Source organism: Coprococcus sp. OM06-34AC (genome assembly GCF_003462545.1).
Classification (GTDB): Bacteria; Bacillota; Clostridia; order Lachnospirales; family Lachnospiraceae; genus Coprococcus; species Coprococcus aceti.
In genome coordinates this window covers 626282-647567 of record NZ_QTZF01000002.1, presented here as the reverse complement: position 1 = coordinate 647567, position 21286 = coordinate 626282, and the positions used below count along the sequence as shown (strand labels likewise).

Below are 21286 nucleotides of genomic sequence, written 5' to 3'. Positions count from 1 at the left end.
GTTATATATTAGGATATTTTTGACTTAATAGTGATGGTTTAGCTTGCTTTACTGGGCAATTTTCACCTGTCACCGGCAAGTTTGGAGGGCGGGATGGTCTGTGATGACATATTCTATACGGTGGCTTAGCGGCGTTTTAGTGGCACTTCCTATAACAGCTTGTTTTTATCTTTTGGTTGTTTTCCATCTGTTTTGCGCATAGTCATAAAAGCAAGCTGCCTTCCTCACATAGCACATGCCTCTCGCATCACTGCACATTTATGGCGATGAGCAATTCATGCTAAAACATGGTCATGTACAGTAATCCACGCAAGCAAAAAAGAGCGTGGGTTCGACTCACCCACGCTCTTTTTCAGGCTTACATATTCACATTCAAGTAATTTCCACAATAAGGACATTTGCTGGAATATCCAGTCGCTGCACGGAAACTCGAACCACAATTCGGGCATCTGACCGCCACAAGTCTCAGCTTATCCGGTGCCACCGGCTTGTCGTCCATGAGCTCTTCCTCACCAGGAAGCCTCTCATCCCTTACTGAATCCGGATCATAGCCGTATTTGCCGTTGTACTCAAATATATCTATCGTCAGACCTATCGGGTACATGCCGGCACCCCTTGTGAATCCCGTTGGTATTATAGCCTCCCGCTCAACATGGTAGCTGTCAAAATAATGCACGATTGTGTCCATCATATATGTATTGTTCACCCTGACAGAAGTATTCTCCGTGTATCCATATATCTTTGCAGGATACCTCACGCCCTTTTTCACTATCATCTTCTTGTTGTGAACCAATATCGCCACCACTATGTCCATTCCCCCACCGATCAGTAAGAAACTTCCCGGAAGGCTCAGCATAGCCAGGGGGAATTTGCCAGGCTCCGCCACAATTGCAAATATAATTCCCACGAAAACACCGACAGCAAGGAATATACTGCCAACCAAAACCACTATCTTATGAGCTGCATTCATCTTATTTCTCCTTTTCCCCAATATCTGCAAAAACCACCGATTCTCTGCTCATACAATGTCTACATCACCATCTGCCAGATTATGTACAATACAAGCAAGTGTCCCGGATAAAATGCATAACAGAAGTATTTAAACCACTTCTTATGGTATCCCAATTTTCCATTGTATAGCCATATCACCGGCAATGCGATTAGCGCAAACGCCTGCTGCGGGAATTCAAAGCTATGTCCCGCTATACTAAACGTATAACAATATCCACTAAGCAGCTGTGCATTGATATAATACATACACACGAGCTGTGCTATCAATTTCCATGGTTCCTTGCCCCGGAACAGATAGAACATTATAACCATGACAACTCCCGCTCCATAGAAATCAACCATGGTGATCGTTCCTATCACATATCCCACAAGTGTCACAACAACCGCAACCGGGATCCACAGCCATACCTTGCCCGTTTTCCTTACCTTGTCTATCAATGCTATCAGCAGTAATCCTATGAGAAATGTCCAAAGTACATTCTGATGAAACAGATACAGGACACTGTCTCCGGACACAAGATCAAATGGAACTTCAGATATCACCGCAAATATCAGCATTCTGCACAGATATCTGCGGAAATTACTGGTATGGTAAAATCCCTCAACTATCATGAACGCAAATATCGGAAATGCTATTCTTCCTATGCACGTAAGTATATCCACATACGGAAACAACGTTGCCCACATGTGATCACTGAGCATGCATGCCATCGCAATGATATGCAGCATACAGGAGCTGAATACTCCTGCCTTTATATTCCAGGACTGTTTCCCCGGATCAATCATTTTACCATTCTGTATATCCGTCATATTGGTTCCTCCTTTTTATATGACTTCGTCATATTGGTTCCTTCTCTTTATAATGTGCCGCCAACTCCTTCGCCCTTGTTAAATCCGAATATGGCGCAGCATATCAGATCTATGATAAACAATGCCGACAATGTGATACATATAATGTTCTGCACTTTTTTGCTCTTGGAATTCAGAAATTCACTGAGCTTCGGTGCCGCTATATACACTCCAAACAGACTTCCCATGCCAAACGCAAGGAGTCCCACCAGACATATTCTTCCATTTACATTAAGAAACTCGTTCTTGTAGTCCCAATACTGTGAGTTAAAGAAGAAATCCAGTGCCCAGCTCGCTATAAATTCTATGATTCCACATACCACCATCGCCATAGCAAACAGCTTTGCTTTATCTGCCTTGAAGCGGTCAAGCAGGAATATGATAGCAACGCCACCGACTCCGTACACGGGCAGCCATGGTCCATACATGGTTCCGCGGTTTACAAGAACATGATCCATAACTATATAGAGCAAGACCTCCCACAGCCATCCTATAAAACAGAACACAAAGAAGAAGAAAATGAAATCCCTAAGACCGTATTCACTCTTCACCTTCATTCCCTCAGGAACCTCAACCGCGACATCCTGGAGAATATAGACCGGCTTGGTCCATACCTCAGCAACTCCCGCGTCTCCTGCCGACTGATAAGCAGCCTCGATAACCTTTTTGTTATATGGTGCAGCATTGAATGCTTCCTCGACAAAATTTTCCACACCTATATTCTGTCTGAACCAGAAGTACATCTCCACATCAAGCTCCATCTGGAACGGTAATGCTACCAGAAGTCCTGCAACCGGTATAGCCTTGATCATCCACACGTGGATGCATGACAGATCCGTCAGGAACATTTTCCACTTATAGCCTCTCGTCATCTCCCTTGACATGTTCTTCGCATCTCTCCACTTGAGTCTTGGATTCTCCGCCAGGAGATATGGAACCATCCTATACTGATAATACTTGTACACACCACCGATTATCGTGAGCCACCAGAGTGTCATAACAACATTGTAACAGAACATGACCCACATAAGTCTGAGTAAATAATGTCTGTGGAAAGGTGCAAACATTCGGTTGATGGATACCTTATCACTGTATCTGCACTCCATGGCATAACGGCATTTGCCGACTATTGCTGCACTCTGTATGAAGAAATGCAGTACCGCCATGATAAGTGCGGATATGAGAAGCATCACTATGACCTCACCGGGATTTCTCTTCACGTATGCCGTATTGGCGCCTAAAAGCTTGATGATCCAGGTCTGTTTCACCGTCACCGAATCTATCATCCGGGCAACTGTCTCTGCTTTTTCCTCCGACATATGCTCAACCATCGGCATATTCTTCACATATTCCTTGAGTATGGTCACATTGTCCGCCTCATGCTCTGTCTCCTGCCCGAGCACCTGATCTATACCCTTCACGAACTTTGTCTGTGAAGAATCATCTACCCCAAGATAAGAGAATACAAAACACACAGCGACCATGGCCATCCAGGCCAAAAGTCCCCGCTTAAATACCGTGTTCCACGCTCCCTTTCTAAGCTGTTTCCTGTTCCAATCCATCTATAGTTCCTCCCAAGCTAATATTTAAAGTAATTCAACAACATATATCTGCAAAACCCGTAACCTGAATTATGGCTTGATGGTTTCATATTGCCTATCAGGGGAATATGAAACCGGTCAAGCCATTCCACAGCCCCCCTAGATGAAGTCGAAGGTCGCCTGTTCATAGGAAAGTTCCTGATATTCAAGCTCCTCCTGATCCGTCTTGCTGGTGTAGTCCACCACTACCGTCTGCTGCTTTCCGCCCACCATCTGCTGTCCCAGAATGTAGTTCACATCAAATCGTCCTGTGATGGCAGGTGTCGCGCCACGGGCAGGTACAATGAGCTGCACATGGTTAGCCGCAAGCATGGCAAATATAGGCTCCCAAATATATATATCTTTTGCAGCACCAAATGGGTTATCGATAAATATAGTCTTGGACTGTACCGACTCCTCAGGTGCCAGGCTGTACATTCCGGCAATGTAGTTGATGACAGCAACCAGGAACTGGATGTAGATACCCTGCGACTGTCCTGTACTTCCAACAGCCTCCTCATATCTGAGGTAACGGCTCTGTTCCTTTATCCTCTCTCTCTTGTAGAGGTTAAGTCTGATCGCATTCATATCTGTGACCATGACTCCGAACAGCTTCTTGAGCCCCAGACAGTCACGGATGTACTTGATCCTCTTTCTCTCGTCTTCGTAGGCATCCGCACCCTTCACTATGTCATCTATATAGTCAGACATCCTTTGCTTCACAAATTCATCCTTCACATAAGGTATAGTTAGATCGACCATCTTGATCACATCATCGCCCACCGTGATACGTGACAGCTTTGGAAGCTTCTCAAGCTCAGTCTTCACATCCATACATCTCTGTACACACTGATTCTCGAAGTTCTCCTTGATGGCAACCATATCCTCGATACCCTTCTCAACGCGCTCCTTCTCCAGCTTGATGAACTCAATAATCTGAAGAAGATTTGCCAGAAGTTCCTTTGCCTGACTGTAGGTATCCGGAACCTGCACATCCTGTCTGATCGTATTGGCCATCTCGAATACACCCATCTCCACTAGTGTATCCGCCGTCTGTCCCTTGAATCTCATGATCTCATTCTTCGCACGGTCAAGGGCTTTCATGCTCCTGTCGTACTTCATGAGACTTGTCTCAAATAACTGTCTGAGGGTATCCATGTCTTCATCCAGTACATTTCCACCGGACACATCTATGTCATTTGTATCGACTATTCTCTTTACATCCTTGTACAGATCCACCATGAAACCATACTGCTTATAGTAATCGCTGTACGCCTTCTCAGCTTCTTTGAATATGCGGTTCATATCCGCAAGCACCGCATCTCCATTGGCTATGGCTGTATCTGCATCGGCTGCAGATATCTCCTCACGTACATAGCTGCCATCGCCGTATGTGCGGTTGATGTTCTCTATCGCATACTCTATGCTTCCCTCAAGCTTGCTATACGCCTTCTGGTCAGCCTTCTGCTGCTGCATCAGCGACGCCTCTATCAACGTGAGCCTTGCCAGCTCATCGTCCATCTCCCTGAGATTGTCCTCAGACGTCGGATAGAGCTCTCCTGCCCCGGCAAATACCGCCATGTCAAAGCCTCTCTTCTCTATGGTCTTCTGTATTCTGTCCATTGACTTCTTCAGCGCATCCATGAGCTTCTTCTTGTCCTCAAGATCCGGCGCATGCTCCTTTGAAACCGCCAGCATAGCCATAAATTCCTGTTCAAGCCGTTGATCTGAAATGTCCAAAGTCTCCTTGTATTCCTCCGGTATTCCGTCCTGCCATGCCGCAGCAGCCACGCCTGCACCATCTGTATTTTCAGCAACTCCCGCATTCTCAGACTTCGGCAGATACGGTTCGAAATACTCCGTCCACTTGTACTGGATATCCTCTATATTCCTTGTAAGCCCCGCAAGCTTTGACTCAGTCTCTCCAACCGTCGTCGACCACTTCAGCACATCGCTCTGAAGTCCTGACAGCTTTGCCACAAGGTCAGACTTCCTCTGCTTATACTCGGCAAGTCTCTGCTCCTCCGGTCTTGCAAGATCCGACAGCTGCTCTATCATGACAAATGTCTGTCTTCTGTCAGATTCCTTCTGCTGACTCTGCTGCAGGTCTCCATATCTCTCGGTGTTATTCTTAAGCTCCGTCTCTGTAACCTTGATCGATGTCTTAAGCTCCTCAAGCTCATCCTTCTTATCGAGCAGTGCCTGGTTCAGCTCTCTCTCCCTGTCCTCGGCACCTGTATATCTCGCATCCACAAGCCTTGTGACAAATGCAAGATCCTCCTGATAAGTCGCAAGCTTCTCATTTATCAAACTGATCTCCTCCGTGAGACCTGCTATCTTATCAGCATTTGCCTTTCTGGCGTCCTCTATGGAGTCCTTAGACATGAAATATTTCCTGTCTCTTCCTATGATAAGCATGTTCTCGGCGGGAACTATCGCTGAGTCTGAAAGCTTATCCATATCGTACACCATTACACATTCGCTGCCGGTGTCTATCGAACCGAGATTTATATCGTCCTCCAGACTATCAAATCCCTTTGTCACAACACTGTACGGCAGGTATGGATTTGCCTGAAGCAGCTCCTCCTTTGTATCACCCGGGAGTGCCGACAGATAATCCGCACCATGCATGGCCATGAGCCCATGTCTGGTGGAGATGTAGTTTATCACAGTCTCAGCACCCTCCGACGGCGGAAATGGTCTGCCATCCTCATAGCATTTCGCAAGCTTTGTCAGTCTGTCGATCTCCTGCTGGCGCTTGATCGTCTCTGTTATGGTGCCCCTAATCCTGTCATTTATAACACCTGTTATATCCTGTGGATTCTCCACAGAGTATACTGCCATGATGCTGTCGAGCTGGCTTCCCGACTGCCTGTACGCCTCGGCGTCAAGCCTTGCATCCTCGCAGCTTCTCTCCAGCGCATCATACTCAGCCTGCACAGTCGTCAGTCTGTATCTGTCATCGTACAGCTTTGTCCTGCCATCTGCTATGGCTATCTCCAACTCTGTCATCTCAGCAAGTATCCTGTCAGACTCCTCCTGAGCCTTGTTCATCATATCCTTCACATCACCCACTACGAGCAGGTTGACCGATGCAGCCAGCTCACTTATGCGGGCACTTATCTCATCAATCTTGGCTGTGGCATCAGCGATATTGTTCTCCGCCACCGCCTGGGCGATCTCGCCCTCCCTCATGACCTTTCTGCAGTACTCCGCCTCCTCAAGTGCGTGATCATAGCTGGTCTGGGCCTCTTCCCTTGCCGCCATGAGCTCTGCAAGCTTCTTCTCATCACGGATGCGTCTGTTGTACGCATACACCGCCATCTTCTCACTGGATGATCCGATGTTGTTTCTTATATTGTCGACTATCAGTCTGCTCTCTTCGTACTGTCGCTTGTTCTCCCTGTATACAAGGTAGTCATTTACACTCTCCTTGTAGCCGATCTGGTTTTTCAGCTCCGCAAGCTTCTTCTCATTGTCCTCTATCTGCGTGACAGTGTCATCCATCTTGCGGTTCATGTCCTCAAGGCGCAGATAATCCCTGGTGACCCTGAGATTTGCCAGACGCTTGTTCTGCTGTTCCATCTGCTCCCCGGCGTCAGCCTTTGCCTTCGCCAGCTCCTCCATATGGGTGTCGCCCTCCTGTGTACACGCCCTTCCTGTGGCATACACATCGGCCAGGCCCTTACATATCCTGTCGTTGTCCTCGTAGAGACCTATGCATGAGTTCACCTTGCCCTCGAGCACATTTATCAATTCTATCTGGTGGTCATAGTTGGCTATGTCACGCTTTCTCTGTGCCAGAACGTTCAGCTTATCCTTGATGTCGAGAAGAGTCTCTGCCATGGTGTCTTCCTCACCGTTTCGTCCTGTCTTTGTGGCAAATGCCTTCTCTATGATCTCCTCTATGAGCAGATCCTCCACTACCTTCCTTGTGGTCCTGTAATTTGTTTCAAAATACGTTCTTACGTGCCCCTCTGTCTTGTTGATTCCACGTATGATTTCCCAGTGGCTCTCGTGGAGACCATAGCCGCTTATAAATCTCTGGTACTCGCCCTTCTTGTCAAATACCCTGACCTCCAGACTCATATCCCTGTGTCCGAGATCCTTAAGATATGTCTTTAAACCGTTGAATGTGATCCTCTCATTACCCTCCGACAAAGGAATGTTCACTATGTCATTCTTGTTATATTCCCTGTAGAAAATGCAGTAATTAAAATACTCTATGGATGCAGTGTCCTTCTGTACCTCCCCGGCATCCGCAGCATCCTTCGCCTTTCTGGCACAGAATCCGGTGGTCATGTATCTGTAGCCATCCTTTATATCCGCCTCGTCAAGCTTCCACTCGATCAGCGAATGGATGACTGTGTTGCCGCCACCCGCACGGAAAAGCTTCTCCACAGGCTGCTTCTCATCCAGAGTACAGTTCGGTATCAGGTTCTGAAGGAGCAGAAGCATGAGAATACTCTTTCCTCCTCCATTTGCCAGATCATACAGCGTGTTCTTGCCATACATTCTCATGGTGAAGTCATCGTACTGCTGTGTACCAAAGTTATATTTTACATTGTTGACCCTTATCCTGTTGATACTAGGCATCCTCTTCTTCACCTCCAAGCAGCTGATACAACCGTCCTCTGTATTCCTCAAAATAGTTCTCCGACAAAGCTTTCATCCTGTCTGTCGGATAGTACCTGTCCGCATTCTCCACAAATAACCGCTGGGCCGACATGAAGTTGAACACCAGCTTCACATAACCCGCCCGGGATGCCTTGGACGCCCTGGCGCTGTCGCCCTCCTGATTGCCCGTCACCGCCGGGAGCTCATCCCACAGGAGCGCTATCGCCTTGAAGCTGTCCTGCTCCACCTCATCAGTTGACAGAACATCAAGCTTCTTCGTTATGTCCGCAAGATATTTGCTTGTCTCATCTATAATGTTCTCTGACTTCACATACTCCCTGAACTGATAGCTGGAGGAATCCTTGTAAAAATAGAGAAGTGTCATATACATAATGAAGTAACACAGATAGAGCTCCTTGTTCAGACGAAGTCCCAGAAGCTTCTTCATGTCGTCATTCGTATAGCCAAATACCCTGTTGCCCTCTCCGGCTGTTATATACAAGCTGTCATTGTACTCGTACAGTGACAGGTTCATCTTCTTCATCATATTCATGACGATGTCGTACACCTCGGCATTGCCGTAGAATTCATCGTACAGCGGGCCGTTGTCGGGATGCTTCTTGCAGATCTCCTCACCTGATATTAACTTGGAATATATCTCTATCGCCTTGTCCAGATTCTTACTTTCCATCTTTTTCTCCTATTCTCCGTACAATCACTCTCAGCTGGTTTTGTTAAACTGAATTCCCGTAACGTACATGTCCTCGCCAATCTGTATTTCTTCATCTGGATGGAATTCCAGTGTAAATGTCATGCCTCTGAACGCATCCAGTGTGAGTTCCGGTGCATACATCTCACGGGAGAGACCAGAACCGCCATGCCCCATATCACCATCGGTCTGATTCTGCAAAATAGCAATACCTTTGCCAGTTTTTATTCTCTCTATGTGATCTACCAGCATTCCCTCCAGCATAGTGTCCGGCTTTGCCAGTATCTCATCCACACTGTACCTGTCCTTCTGTGCCAGGTGTGTGAGGAAGGAATAGTAATCCTTGTTGTCATATATCTCCTTGCCAAACTTCACCTCCAGGATTCCATTAAATTCCTTGAGACTCAGGTGTCCCCATTTGCTCAACTGGTCAAGGAGTTCATGGAACAGTTTTGTGAAGTTGGCACTTATCTGCTCATCGAGCAGTTCATCTTCGTAACGGAAGTTCGGATCTAGCTGTTCCTTCTTCACCTTTGTTGTCTTCGCATTGTCCTCGGACTTCAGCGTGAGCATGTGATCTATGGATGTCATGCTGAACGTTTTCACGATCCTCGGAGCGAAGAGAGGCGCAAGTATGGTGAGTATCTTATCCGGTCTGTCCTCTTTTATGATACTCTGAAGCTGTCCTGCAAAGTCAAATGCAGGTCTAAGCTTCTGAAGCTTCGCCTTGTGTATGATATTGTCCGATATGTTCTGCAGCTCCATTGTGCTGCTTATCAGACTTCCGTGCTTGATGATGGTCCTCTTGAGTTCAAGCTCAAGCTGGCTTATCTCCTCCATAGCTTTCAGGTTGCCCTTGCCCATATTATCATAGCTCGCCTTAGTGATCGCTTTGTCCACCAGAGCTTTGTTCTTGGCAAAGAGCTTCTGCTCGTCAGCGAACCATTTGCCGACGGTCTTCATATAATTCTCGTACTCCTCCGCGCCCTTGAACACGTCGATGGACAGAAGATTTACTATCTCATCCTTCTCGCGGATCAGCCTGTTCACCTCGCTATTGATCCTGCGCACGACCTCGATACCGCCACGGAAGTTCTCTCCAACGATCATCTTTTCCAGAAGAAGCTGCTGCACGTTGATCTTGCTCTCGTCCTTGATCTCCTTGGTGTCCAGATAGAATTCGATTCCATCCGCAGTGATGAAATACAGGACCTTGCCATCCACTATATGGCTGTCTATCAGCTTCACTCGTCCCGTCTTGCGCTGCTTCTTTCCTGGATCATAGAACGTGAATTCAAATGCTCTTCCGTCGTTCTTGATCTTGTCAAATATATACATTATCAGGTCAGCCCTGTCATCTCCCGCGATCTCCACATCGAAATCACGGTCAAGGAGCTGCCCCATGAATTCCTCATATTCATCGTATGACACTTCACGCTCATTGAAGCTGTTCTCCTGAATAAAAAAACGCAGAATCGCCATGGTTATATAACCCATGTCCAGCTGTGCATAACGACCTTCCTTATACTGCGCAAATGTGGTCTCAGCCAGAACAAAAAACGGGTAATATTTCCTCAGATTCTGCATTCTTGCATTATGTTCTTCAATTATGTCATTTATCATCACGTATTTGAGTGCCATGTTTTCTCTATCTCTGTACTTTCCTGATTATAATAGATCTTATACCATATACTTTTCCTGATATATCTGCCCATATTCTGAGACACATATCTTCTCTATCCGCATATGGACACACAGATTTAGTATACCATGACACTTTTGTTCACACAACGATATTTATCTTCCGTACTTCAGCTCATTTATCGATCTTCCACACACTGTCAACATGAATTCCGTGGCACTCTCACTGTTCTGTCCCACATCATTCAGCCCGACATATCCCGGCTGATAGCCCTCGCAGTCACCCTCTATCTGAAACTGGACTGTGACCGTCACCTGCTGCCCCTTATATGTGGCATTCCCTTCAAACTGCACTATCTGACTTCCGTCCGTCGCGACAAATGCCTGCCAGTGTTCATCGCTGCAATAGGCATCCAGACCATTCCCATAGGTTGTGTCTCCATCCGGGAATATCTTCTGTTCCTTTATATAATCTATCCTCTTATCCGGAATATCGGCTGCATCTTTGCCGATCCCCGCCTCACCGATACCTGTCACGCACATGGACAATGTGAGTATGACTGCCAAAAGCTTGCAGAATTTGTTCTCCCTAAACTTCTCCCACCGCTTGATATTCAGTGCAAATGCAAGGATTCCTCCCACGATCGCACCACCCACATGCGCATAGATATCTATATTCTTCTCATTTGTATACAGAGCATATATGACCACAACAACTATGGATATCATCATATCTTTTCTGCTTGCTTTCCTGTTGCCCATGAATGTCAGGAACACAGCAGCACATATGATTCCGAACACCGCCCCTGATGCTCCTATAGAGAAATGCATTCTGTCAGGATCAGTCATATGATACACATTCATGGATATGATCCCGGCAACAATTCCTGATACAAAGTATATGATAGTCGTCCTCAGGGAGCCAAGTTTTCTCTCCACCGTGGAGCCAAACATATATAGTGCAAACATATTGCCAAAGAGATGATCAAAGCCAGAATGCAGGAACATCGCCGATATAAGTCGTCCATACTCGCCATTCAGCTTCACGTACTGATAGTTGAGTCCACCGGTTCTGGAGTAATTGTCCACACCGATGCACATGATGCCAGCTATGACATTTGCCACTATCAATGCAATCGTAACTATAGGGATCGTCCTCTTTATCTGTGGCTGTGGGGAAGCTCCACCGCCCATCTGCTCAGGTCTGATCACATATGCTGTGTCCTGGTCAATATCCTGCTCAAATCTCCCATAGTCATCATGTTCAAAGCCATAGCCGAAATTGTTTTCTTCCATATAATACTCTCCTGACAATGCCCTCCACGGCTGGCATCCACATACTGTTCATTGTTTTACACGATACACTGTTTTTCCACCTTGCAGTACCATTCTTCACACCTTTTTTCTTAGTCGAATACTCTCTTAAGTACCTCGTCCTCATACAGAACCTTCTTGGCAAGTTCTCTGTAGTTCTCCTCGTGAAGGTATGTGTGTCTGTGAGGCTTGATCTGAGGAGCCATGTCTATCGCCTTTGCAAAATCCTCTCTCTTGAGGTCAAGTGTGGCTACATAATCCCAGAAACCAGTCTTTTCAAATATTGCATTTACCCTGACATATCTGTGATCCTGGACAACAGCCAAGATATATGTGGCAATTCCCACCTGGATTCCATGGAGCTGTGGCTGTTCAAGCATCTTGTCAAGTGCATGTGAGATCAGGTGTTCACTTCCGGATGTCGGTGTGCTTCCGCCTGCAATCTCATTAGCAACACCGCTCATGGCAAGGGAATCGAGAAGCTCCTTCAGGAAGAGGTCATCCTTGATCGTCTCAAATGGTGTTCTGACGAAACTGTTCACTGCCTTCTTCGCTATCATAACTGCAAAATCGTTCATCTCAGAGTATCCCAGTTCAGACTCGAAGAGCCAGTCATAGAGGGATGTGATCTTGGATACCATATCTCCGATTCCCGAGTAAAGGAATCTCTCCGGTGCAGACTTAATAATCTCCGTATCCGCTATGATTCCGTATGCCATCCTTGCAGGCACCGAGGTACGGCGTCCATTTACCATAAGTGATGCGCTGGCACTTGAGAATCCGTCCGATGACGCCGATGTCGGAATACTTATAAAAGGAAGCTTTCTGAGATATGCCGCATACTTTGCCACATCAATAACCTTTCCTCCGCCGATACCCACGATCACCTGGGCCTTCGCATCTATATCAAATGCCAGCTTGATTATATCCTCTATATTGGTGGAATCCAGCTCTCTGTACTCCACAACTGTCACATTTTCTTTCTTCAGAGAATCCATGACCTGCTGTCCAAACATGTCTATGAGTCCATTTCCAAAATAAATAACAGCATTCTTCATCCCGGAAGCACTTATATATTTGCCCAGATCATTCAGGGTTCCCTTTCCGATCTTAAGAATGGTTGGTATTGCTATATGACTTCCTGCCATCTGTTTATCCTCCTAAATACATTTCTACCATTATACATTATATGATCAGCAAAAATAAACAAGACAATACACATTTTGTCTCATACCTTTACTTACCTTTCTAATTTCTAACCATGTCTGCCTTATGCTGTTTTCATATCCTTTAAATTTCTTACAGCATCTTCATATTTTTACCCGAAAAACACATTTTCTACACAACTTCTCCAAAATTAGAACACATTTTCTCGGTATATTATTAACTGTAAACAGCGAGAGCGTAAGCGAGTTGTTTACATCCCCTTTTTCATAAACGACTGCAACACCCTCCCCTCACATAATGTAGTTGCAGTCACTCCCTTTTAATACAAAAAGAAGAGGCTGCCAGAGATGGCAGCCTTTTCTTTTTGTATTCAGATAATTTATAATTACTCACTTCTGAGCGCTATAACAGGATCCTTCTTAGCTGCAAGTCTCGATGGGATAAGTCCTCCGATCAATGTCAGTATAACGCTGATGATTACCAGCATCACTCCACCCTTCCAAGGAAGCGCCGATACACCGGCAACGTTGATATAACTCTCTATCACCTTACTGATCGGTATATTGATCAGCACCGTCACGCCGATTCCTATGAGTCCTGAGAAGAGACCTATTATAAATGTCTCCGCATTGAACACTCTTGAGATATCCTTCTTTGAAGCTCCTATGCTTCGCAGAATACCAATCTCCTTTGTTCTCTCAAGAACTGAGATATATGTGATTATTCCGATCATGATGGATGAAACTATCAATGAAATTGCCACAAATGCAATGAGTACATAGGTTATCGCGTTGATGATCTTGGTCACCGATGACAGCATGATTCCGATGTAATCAGTGTATGTGATCTCCTTGTCAGGATAATCCTCGTTGTACTTGTCTATAAGCTTTGTTATCTCGTCCTTATCCGCAAATTCTGCACAGTAGAGGTTGATGGAAGCCGGCTTTGCAAGCTCTGCATATCCAAGCTTTGACATGTTATCCTCATAAGTAGATGTTGACTCCTGGAAGAAACCGTAACCCTTGAGCATATCGAAGAGCTGTTCCTTGGTCATGGACGCCATCTGTGCCTGCATGTCCTCAGTAACCTGACCTGAAGCCATAAGCTGCTGCATAACAGAATCCATATCCACATCATCCGCTGTCAGTTCCTTGCCATCTGAAAATGGCATTCCTGTAAATATGTCAGTATCAGGATTATCCATCTGAGCCTTGAGTACATCTGTCTTCTCGTTCTCTGAAACTATGTAATTGGCAAGCTCCGATGTGTAACCTATATATCCCGGCTGCATGGTAGTTGCATACGCTTTATCCGAAGCCCTGATTACTGCCGACACCTTTACTTCAAGGCCCCCGGCCACTGCAGACTTCAGAAAATCAGCATCAGAACTCATATCTGTGTATGTTCCATCATCATTCTTCTTGTACAGATCGCCCGGAAGCACAACCTTAAACTTGAGATTAAGAAGGTCATCGTATGTAAACACCATCTGCTCAAGCTCCGGTGCCTCTCCGCCAGCAAGTATGGTTGAAACCATATCGCTCAGTTCCTTTGAATCCCTAAGTCCAAGAGTATACAGTGTAAAATCACTTATCTCATTGTTCTTGTCGACGACAAGTACAACCTCGTTCTTGTTCTCAGGCCAGTGTCCTGCCAGTACATCGTACTGCTGCTTGAGCAGAGTGTCATTGTCAAGCATCTGTGTCCACATGTCCATTGATGATGAGCCGTAACTAAACGCCGACATGAAATCTGCCGTTGACTCCTGTGCCTCCGCCATACCTCCAAATCCCATATCTGCCATTGTGGTGCTTGGATTTACCTGGGCAACACCGCCATTTGCACTGTTCTCGTTAAACACATATAATGGTGTATCATATGTGTATGTTATATCACTTGTATACTTGGTGAAGCCGTTTGCATCGTCTTCTATATAATTCTTAAATGACTCAAGGTCGTTCTCCTTCACATCTGACACCATGGACACGAGCATGTCTCCCATGATATCTCCCGAATATATCTTGTCCTCGCCAGCGTGATTGTGATCTGAATTCTCCTCGTTGTTACCTACCATCTTTGAGAGCAGCTCATTGTAATCCATCGCTTTCTTCGTTATCTGCACTGGATATGTGGCAAGTGTCTCCTCCTGTACATCGTTTATGTACTTCTGGAATCCAGACGATAGCGACAATATAAGTGCTATTCCTATGATTCCTATACTTCCGGCAAATGCTGTTAAGAATGTCCTTCCTTTCTTGGTCATGAGGTTGTTCAGACTCAGCGAGAACGCTGTGAACATACTCATGGATGTCTTTCTAGGTTCATAACTTCCGTCATCCTCCTTTGCTTCATCCTCATCTGAGAATGGATTGGAGTCATCTATTATATTTCCATCGAGGAGCTTTACGATTCTTGTTGAATACTGCTGTGCCAACTCCGGGTTGTGCGTGACCATAATAACCAGCTTGTCCTTGGCTATCTCCTTGAGCAGTTCCATGATCTGAACACTTGTCTCTGTGTCAAGTGCACCCGTTGGCTCATCCGCCAACAGAATATCCGGATCGTTTATGAGTGCTCTGGCGATGGCAACTCTCTGCATCTGTCCACCGGACATCTGGTTTGGTTTCTTGTGAATCTGATTTCCCAGACCAACCCTCTCCAAAACCTCCTTCGCTCTCTTTCTTCTCTCTGCCTTTGATACTCCAGACAAAGTAAGCGCAAGCTCTACATTTGACAGTACCGACTGATGCGGTATCAGATTGTAGCTCTGGAATACAAATCCGACTGAATTGTTTCTATATGAATCCCAGTCTCTTGACTTGAAATCCTTTGTCGACTTGCCATTGATAACCAGATCTCCACTGGTGTACTGATCCAGTCCGCCCACTATGTTCAGAAGCGTTGTCTTTCCACAACCCGACTGACCAAGTATGGACACAAACTCATTTCTCCTAAAGTTCACAGATACACCCTTAAGTGCCTGAACAACTTCATCACCAGTGTGATAATCCTTCACGATATTCTTAAGCTGAAGCATTCTGTCCTCCCTTTTTAAGATTATATTGTGCAAAAGCATAGTAAGGTGCTTTGCGCCACGTCTGTGTGCATACACATAACGTATTATGTTCTATATGCATTACTCTTTTATATATTTGTCAGTATTACTGGCAAATCATAGCATTTAATTTTTTTCAATGCAATTAAGGCGGACTATTCTTTATAAATGTTTTATTTTTTTCATTTCTATCGATAAGTTCAAACTAACTATATGTTGAACTTTTGGCTAAAAATTCTTTTATTTTCTTATTATATGGGGTATAATCAGCGTAAGTGGGTACATTGTATCCAAATATAATTTTACGGAGGATTTTACAAATGTTAGTTTCAGCAACAGAAATGTTAAAGAAAGCTAAGGCTGGTCACTACGCAGTAGGTCAGTTCAACATCAACAACCTTGAGTGGACAAAGGCTGTTCTCCTCACAGCTCAGGAGCTTCAGTCACCTGTTATCCTTGGTGTTTCAGAGGGCGCTGGAAAGTATATGACAGGATTTGAGACAGTTGCAGCAATGGTTAAGGCTATGGATGAGTCACTTGGAATCACAGTTCCTGTAGCTCTTCACCTTGATCACGGAACATACGAAGGATGCTACAAGTGTGTTAAGGCTGGATTTACTTCAATCATGTTCGATGGTTCACACTATCCATTCGAGGAGAACCTTGCTAAGTCAACAGAGCTCGTTAACGTAGCTCATCAGCTTGGCCTCTCAATCGAGTGTGAGGTTGGTTCTATCGGTGGTGAGGAAGACGGAGTTATTGGTATGGGCGAGTGCGCTGATCCAGCGGAGTGCAAGACTATCGCTGATCTCGGCGTTGATATGCTTGCTGCTGGTATCGGTAACATCCATGGTAAGTACCCAGCTAACTGGAAGGGACTTAGCTTTGAGACACTTGATGCTATCCAGCAGAAGACAGGCGTTATGCCATTAGTTCTTCACGGTGGTACAGGTATCCCAGCTGACATGATCAAGAAGGCTATTTCACTTGGCGTTTCAAAGATCAACGTTAACACAGAGTGCCAGTTATCATTCGCAGATGCTACAAGAAAGTACATCGAGGCTGGTAAGGATCTTGAGGGCAAGGGATTTGATCCTAGAAAGCTTCTCGCTCCTGGTTTCGAGGCTATCAAGGCTACTGTTAAGGAGAAGATGGAACTCTTCGGATCAGTTGGTAAGGCTAACGACTAATTAACAGATCTTTAACAGAACAATTAACAAATGTAACGATAAACTGTTCGACAGCTTTCGGACAAGTATCGCTCACGTAAACTTAAAGGAACCCCATCACAGCTTGCACAAGCCATGATGGGGTTCTTATTCTTACTTATTTTTCTTTTATATTATTTTTTTTCTTCACTAATATAAATTTCTAAATTCTAATCTTGCTTCTCTGCCTTATCCTTTTTTCTGCTGATTGTCCACCATATAGGAACTGATATCAGCATGAAAAGTGCCGCTGCCACGCTGATCCATGCACCGACTCCGAGTCTTGCATTTGCCGCTGCATCTAGCTTTCCAAGATCTATCAATGACAGAACAAATTCAAATATCAATATTCCGCCAACAACTATAGATATAACAAGGTCTGCTATATAACAGCCTGCCTTGTTGATAAATGCACAGATCACGTCTGCTATAATAACTACCGCCACAACAAGCATTGACAGTACATTTATCCCAAACACTCCAACTATACTTCTGGCATCTGTCCCCATATAAGCATAAGGAATAAATACTGATACAACAGCCATGATAATGCCGATCAGGTTTAACATATTAGGTACATGTGTGGATCCCTTCTTCACATCATCAGGTATGTTCTGCCTGTTCTCATATCCCATATAACCCATAGGGTTGTTGTATGGCGTTGGCTGTACCGGCTGGCCGTACTGCGACTGTGGCTGGTATGGCTGCTGGGTTGGCTGGCCATACTGCGACTGTGGCTGGTATGGCTGCTGGGTTGGCTGGCCATACTGCGGCATCTGCTGGTATGGTGTCTGCATTGGCTGTGCTCCCTGGATATACTGTGACTGTGGCTGATATGGCTGCTGGGCTGGCTGACCGTACTGCGACTGTGGCTGGTATGGATGCTGCACCGGCTGGCCATACTGTGGCATATGCTGATACAGTGACTGAGCTGGCTGTGCTACCTGACTATATGGTGCTTGAACTGACTGCACACCCTGACCATTCTGTGCCTGACTATTCTCAGCCATCATAGCCTTTTTCTGCTCAGAAGTCGACCTGCCATCAACTCTGTCAATATCTTCTACTCTATTCTGTTCATCCATGTTCGTCATCTACCTCCGATGTAATTATTCGACACATCCCTTACATATCGAGATACCTCTTCAGATACTGTCCTGTATAGGACTGAGGTATCTTCGCAACTTCCTCTGGAGTTCCTCTGGCAATAACCGTTCCACCGCCAGCACCTCCTTCAGGTCCCATGTCAATAATATAATCTGCGGTCTTGATAACGTCAAGATTATGTTCGATAACCACAACTGTGTTGCCGCCCTCGCTGAGCCTTCTGAGTATATCCACAAGTCTGTGCACATCAGCAAAATGAAGTCCCGTGGTAGGCTCATCAAGCACATATATTGTCTTTCCTGTTCCTCGTCTCGAAAGCTCTGTTGCAAGCTTGATTCTCTGTGCCTCTCCGCCTGACAGAGTGGTGGATGGCTGTCCAAGCCTGATATATCCTAGTCCCACATCTCGCAACGTTTCTATCTTCCTGAGTATTCTCGGAACATTTGCAAAGAACTCACATGCCTCATCAACAGTCATATCGAGAACTTCATTGATACTCTTACCCTTGTATTTGACCTCCAGGGTCTCCCTGTTGTATCTCTTTCCTCCGCACACCTCACATGGCACATATATATCTGGCAGGAAGTGCATCTCTATCTTGATTATTCCATCTCCACGACACGCCTCACATCGTCCACCAGATACATTGAAGCTGAATCTTCCCTTGCCGTAACCTCTTGCCTTGGCATCCTTTGTACCGGCAAACAGGTCTCTTATCAGGTCAAACGTACCTGTGTAGGTAGCCGGATTGGATCTCGGAGTTCTTCCTATAGGTGACTGGTCTATATTTATGATCTTGTCCAAAGCATCATAACCGATGATATGGTCATGCTTTCCTGCCTTAACCCTGCTTTTATTGAGTCTTCTCGCAAGTTTCTTGTACAGGATCTCATTTACCAGAGAACTCTTTCCCGAACCTGATACACCTGTAACGCATGTCATGACTCCAAGTGGTATATCCACATCTATATGTTTAAGATTATTCTCATAAGCATTCTTGACTGTGAGCCATCCGGTTGGCTTTCTCCTCACATCCGGAACCTCTATCTTCTTCCTGCCGCTTAAGTAGTCACCGGTGATAGAATTCTCACATTTCATAATGTCTTCAGCCGTACCCTCAGCTACCACATATCCACCATTTGCACCGGCTCCCGGTCCTATATCTATAATGTGATCCGCCGCCCTCATAGTGTCCTCGTCGTGCTCTACAACGATAAGCGTATTTCCAAGGTCTCTCAGATTCTTGAGCGCTGCTATCAGCTTGTCATTGTCCCTCTGGTGAAGTCCGATACTTGGCTCATCCAGAATATATGCAACTCCGACCAGACCTGAACCTATCTGCGTGGCAAGTCTTATTCTCTGTGCCTCTCCACCTGAGAGCGTGCTTGTACCTCTACTCAGACACAGATAGTCAAGTCCCACATCAATAAGAAAATGCAGTCTCGACCTTATCTCCTTGAGTATGGCCGCACCTATCATCTTCTGTCTGTCAGTGAGCTCCAGATCTTTCATGAACTTTGCAAGTTCTGTGATAGGTAGTTCTGTAAGTTCGGCAATATTCTTATCTCCAACTGTAACAGCAAGGGCTGTCGGCTTAAGTCTCTTACCACCACAGACCTCACACGGAGTTACAGTCATGAATGTCTCATACTCGGCCTTTGTGGACTCCGCAGATGTCTCCCTGTATCTTCTGGCAACACTCTTTATGAGTCCCTCAAATGTTATATCATACACTCCCTCCCCGCGCTGTCCTTTATAATGCACCTTAACCGGTCGTGAGTTCTTTCCATATAATAAGAGATCCTTGATATCCTGTGGATATTCCTGAAATGGTGTATCAAGAGAGAATCCATACTCCGCACTGAGTGCCCTGAGTATTGCATTTGAATAGCTCTTGCCATCATTGCACGACTGCCATCCCAGAACCACTATGGCTCCATCATTTATCGACAAACTCTGATCGGGTATCATAAGATCCGGATCAAATTCCATCTTGAAGCCAAGACCTGCACATGTCGGGCATGCGCCAAATGGATTGTTGAACGAAAAGCTTCTCGGCTCTATCTCATCTATGCTGATTCCGCAATCCGGGCATGAAAAGCTGTCTGAGAAATTGATAATGGTATTCTCCTTCTGAACACCATTCTCATCCCTCTCCCCGATCACCTCAATCTTCATAAGCCCCTCTGCAAGCTGAAGTGCGGTCTCTATGGAATCTGTGAGTCGCCTCTCCACATCCTGTCTTACAACCAGACGATCGACAACTATATCTATACTGTGCTTCTTGTTCTTATCGAGCTTTATCTCCTCCGACAGCTCATACATGCTGCCATCGACTACCACTCTGACAAATCCGCTCTTCTTTGCCTTCTCCAGCAGCTTTACATGCTCTCCCTTTCGGCCTCTGACCACAGGCGCAAGCACCATGAACTTTGTCCTCTCAGGTAGCTTCATGATCTCATCCACCATCTGGTCAACCGTCTGTCTGCTTATGACCTTACCACAGTTCGGGCAGTGTGGTATTCCCACTCTGGCATAGAGAAGTCTGAAATAGTCGTATATCTCAGTGACAGTGCCAACTGTGGATCGGGGATTTCTGTTTGTTGACTTCTGATCTATGGAGATTGCAGGGGAAAGTCCCTCTATCTTATCCACGTCCGGCTTCTCAGCCTGTCCAAGGAACTGTCTCGCATAGGAGGACAGCGACTCCATGTATCGTCTCTGTCCCTCCGCATATATCGTGTCAAATGCCAGTGAAGACTTACCTGATCCCGAAAGTCCTGTCACGACAACAAATTTGTCCCTTGGAATCTTGACATTGATATTTTTCAGATTATTTTCACGTGCGCCCTCAATAGTAATATACTTCCTGTCAATATTCCTGCTGGCGTTGAAATAATCATCATCTTTCATGCTCGCATCCGTTATATTCTCCAAATGCTCACCACGTTCATAATTCTTATTGTCTTCCATCTTGATCTAACCTTTTCTCTTTATTATTTATATTTGTTATATCTTAATTATCTAC

The 21286-nt window shown here is 45.5% G+C and carries 12 protein-coding genes; 1 reads left to right on the top strand and 11 read right to left on the bottom strand.

Annotation, left to right across the window (positions count from 1 at the left end):
* Positions 1-358: 358 nt before the first annotated feature.
* From DXB91_RS06020 to DXB91_RS05980, 9 genes are all read right to left on the bottom strand, one after another.
* Positions 359-970, bottom strand: a complete 612-nt coding sequence (locus tag DXB91_RS06020; protein ID WP_015534396.1) for a zinc-ribbon domain-containing protein — start codon at positions 968-970, stop codon at positions 359-361.
* Between the two features lie 59 nt (positions 971-1029).
* Positions 1030-1821: a TraX family protein gene (locus tag DXB91_RS06015; RefSeq protein ID WP_117549885.1), complete on the bottom strand. Its 792-nt coding sequence runs from the start codon at positions 1819-1821 to the stop codon at positions 1030-1032.
* 47 nt (positions 1822-1868) lie between these two features.
* Positions 1869-3422 carry a DUF975 family protein gene (locus DXB91_RS06010; RefSeq protein WP_118017057.1) on the bottom strand — a complete coding sequence of 518 codons (1554 nt, stop codon included), beginning with the start codon at positions 3420-3422 and terminating at the stop codon, positions 1869-1871.
* 138 nt (positions 3423-3560) lie between these two features.
* Positions 3561-8087, bottom strand: coding sequence for a hypothetical protein (locus DXB91_RS06005; protein ID WP_243003528.1), 4527 nt, complete (start codon positions 8085-8087; stop codon positions 3561-3563).
* Positions 8029-8748: a DUF6063 family protein gene (locus tag DXB91_RS06000; RefSeq protein ID WP_004852816.1), complete on the bottom strand. Its 720-nt coding sequence runs from the start codon at positions 8746-8748 to the stop codon at positions 8029-8031. The genes DXB91_RS06005 and DXB91_RS06000 overlap by 59 nt, the downstream gene beginning before the upstream one ends.
* A 30-nt stretch (positions 8749-8778) precedes the next feature.
* Positions 8779-10407, bottom strand: coding sequence for a hypothetical protein (locus DXB91_RS05995; protein ID WP_118017054.1), 1629 nt, complete (start codon positions 10405-10407; stop codon positions 8779-8781).
* A gap of 156 nt (positions 10408-10563) precedes the next feature.
* Positions 10564-11703, bottom strand: coding sequence for a rhomboid family intramembrane serine protease (locus tag DXB91_RS05990; RefSeq protein WP_118017053.1), 1140 nt, complete (start codon positions 11701-11703; stop codon positions 10564-10566).
* 110 nt (positions 11704-11813) lie between these two features.
* Positions 11814-12869 (bottom strand): iron-containing alcohol dehydrogenase family protein, encoded by a 1056-nt coding sequence (locus DXB91_RS05985; protein WP_118017052.1) that lies wholly within the window; start codon positions 12867-12869, stop codon positions 11814-11816.
* Between the two features lie 404 nt (positions 12870-13273).
* Complete coding sequence (locus tag DXB91_RS05980; RefSeq protein WP_118017051.1) at positions 13274-15925, bottom strand: ABC transporter ATP-binding protein/permease; 2652 nt, start codon at positions 15923-15925, stop codon at positions 13274-13276.
* Positions 15926-16263: 338 nt separating this feature from the next.
* Between DXB91_RS05980 and fba the strand changes: the two genes are divergently transcribed.
* Positions 16264-17133, top strand: a complete 870-nt coding sequence (fba, locus tag DXB91_RS05975) for a class II fructose-1,6-bisphosphate aldolase (RefSeq protein ID WP_022058049.1) — start codon at positions 16264-16266, stop codon at positions 17131-17133.
* Between the two features lie 188 nt (positions 17134-17321).
* On the opposite strand, the gene DXB91_RS05970 is transcribed toward fba, so the two are convergent.
* Positions 17322-18236, bottom strand: a complete 915-nt coding sequence (locus DXB91_RS05970) for a hypothetical protein (protein ID WP_147343975.1) — start codon at positions 18234-18236, stop codon at positions 17322-17324.
* 40 nt (positions 18237-18276) lie between these two features.
* On the bottom strand, positions 18277-21171 hold the full coding sequence (uvrA, locus tag DXB91_RS05965; RefSeq protein WP_118017109.1) for an excinuclease ABC subunit UvrA: 2895 nt from the start codon (positions 21169-21171) through the stop codon (positions 18277-18279).
* Positions 21172-21286 lie beyond the last annotated feature (115 nt).

Excerpts from the sequence above, each read along its gene's own strand:
- DXB91_RS06020 (WP_015534396.1), bottom strand. The coding sequence starts at position 970 with ATGAATGCAGCTCATAAGATAGTGGTTTTGGTTGGCAGTATATTCCTT.
- DXB91_RS06000 (WP_004852816.1), bottom strand. The coding sequence starts at position 8,748 with ATGGAAAGTAAGAATCTGGACAAGGCGATAGAGATATATTCCAAGTTA.
- DXB91_RS06010 (WP_118017057.1), bottom strand. The coding sequence starts at position 3,422 with ATGGATTGGAACAGGAAACAGCTTAGAAAGGGAGCGTGGAACACGGTA.
- DXB91_RS05990 (WP_118017053.1), bottom strand. The coding sequence starts at position 11,703 with ATGGAAGAAAACAATTTCGGCTATGGCTTTGAACATGATGACTATGGG.
- fba (WP_022058049.1), top strand. The coding sequence starts at position 16,264 with ATGTTAGTTTCAGCAACAGAAATGTTAAAGAAAGCTAAGGCTGGTCAC.
- uvrA (WP_118017109.1), bottom strand. The coding sequence starts at position 21,171 with ATGAAAGATGATGATTATTTCAACGCCAGCAGGAATATTGACAGGAAG.
- DXB91_RS06015 (WP_117549885.1), bottom strand. The coding sequence starts at position 1,821 with ATGACGGATATACAGAATGGTAAAATGATTGATCCGGGGAAACAGTCC.
- DXB91_RS05980 (WP_118017051.1), bottom strand. The coding sequence starts at position 15,925 with ATGCTTCAGCTTAAGAATATCGTGAAGGATTATCACACTGGTGATGAA.
- DXB91_RS05970 (WP_147343975.1), bottom strand. The coding sequence starts at position 18,236 with ATGGATGAACAGAATAGAGTAGAAGATATTGACAGAGTTGATGGCAGG.
- DXB91_RS05995 (WP_118017054.1), bottom strand. The coding sequence starts at position 10,407 with ATGGCACTCAAATACGTGATGATAAATGACATAATTGAAGAACATAAT.
- DXB91_RS05985 (WP_118017052.1), bottom strand. The coding sequence starts at position 12,869 with ATGGCAGGAAGTCATATAGCAATACCAACCATTCTTAAGATCGGAAAG.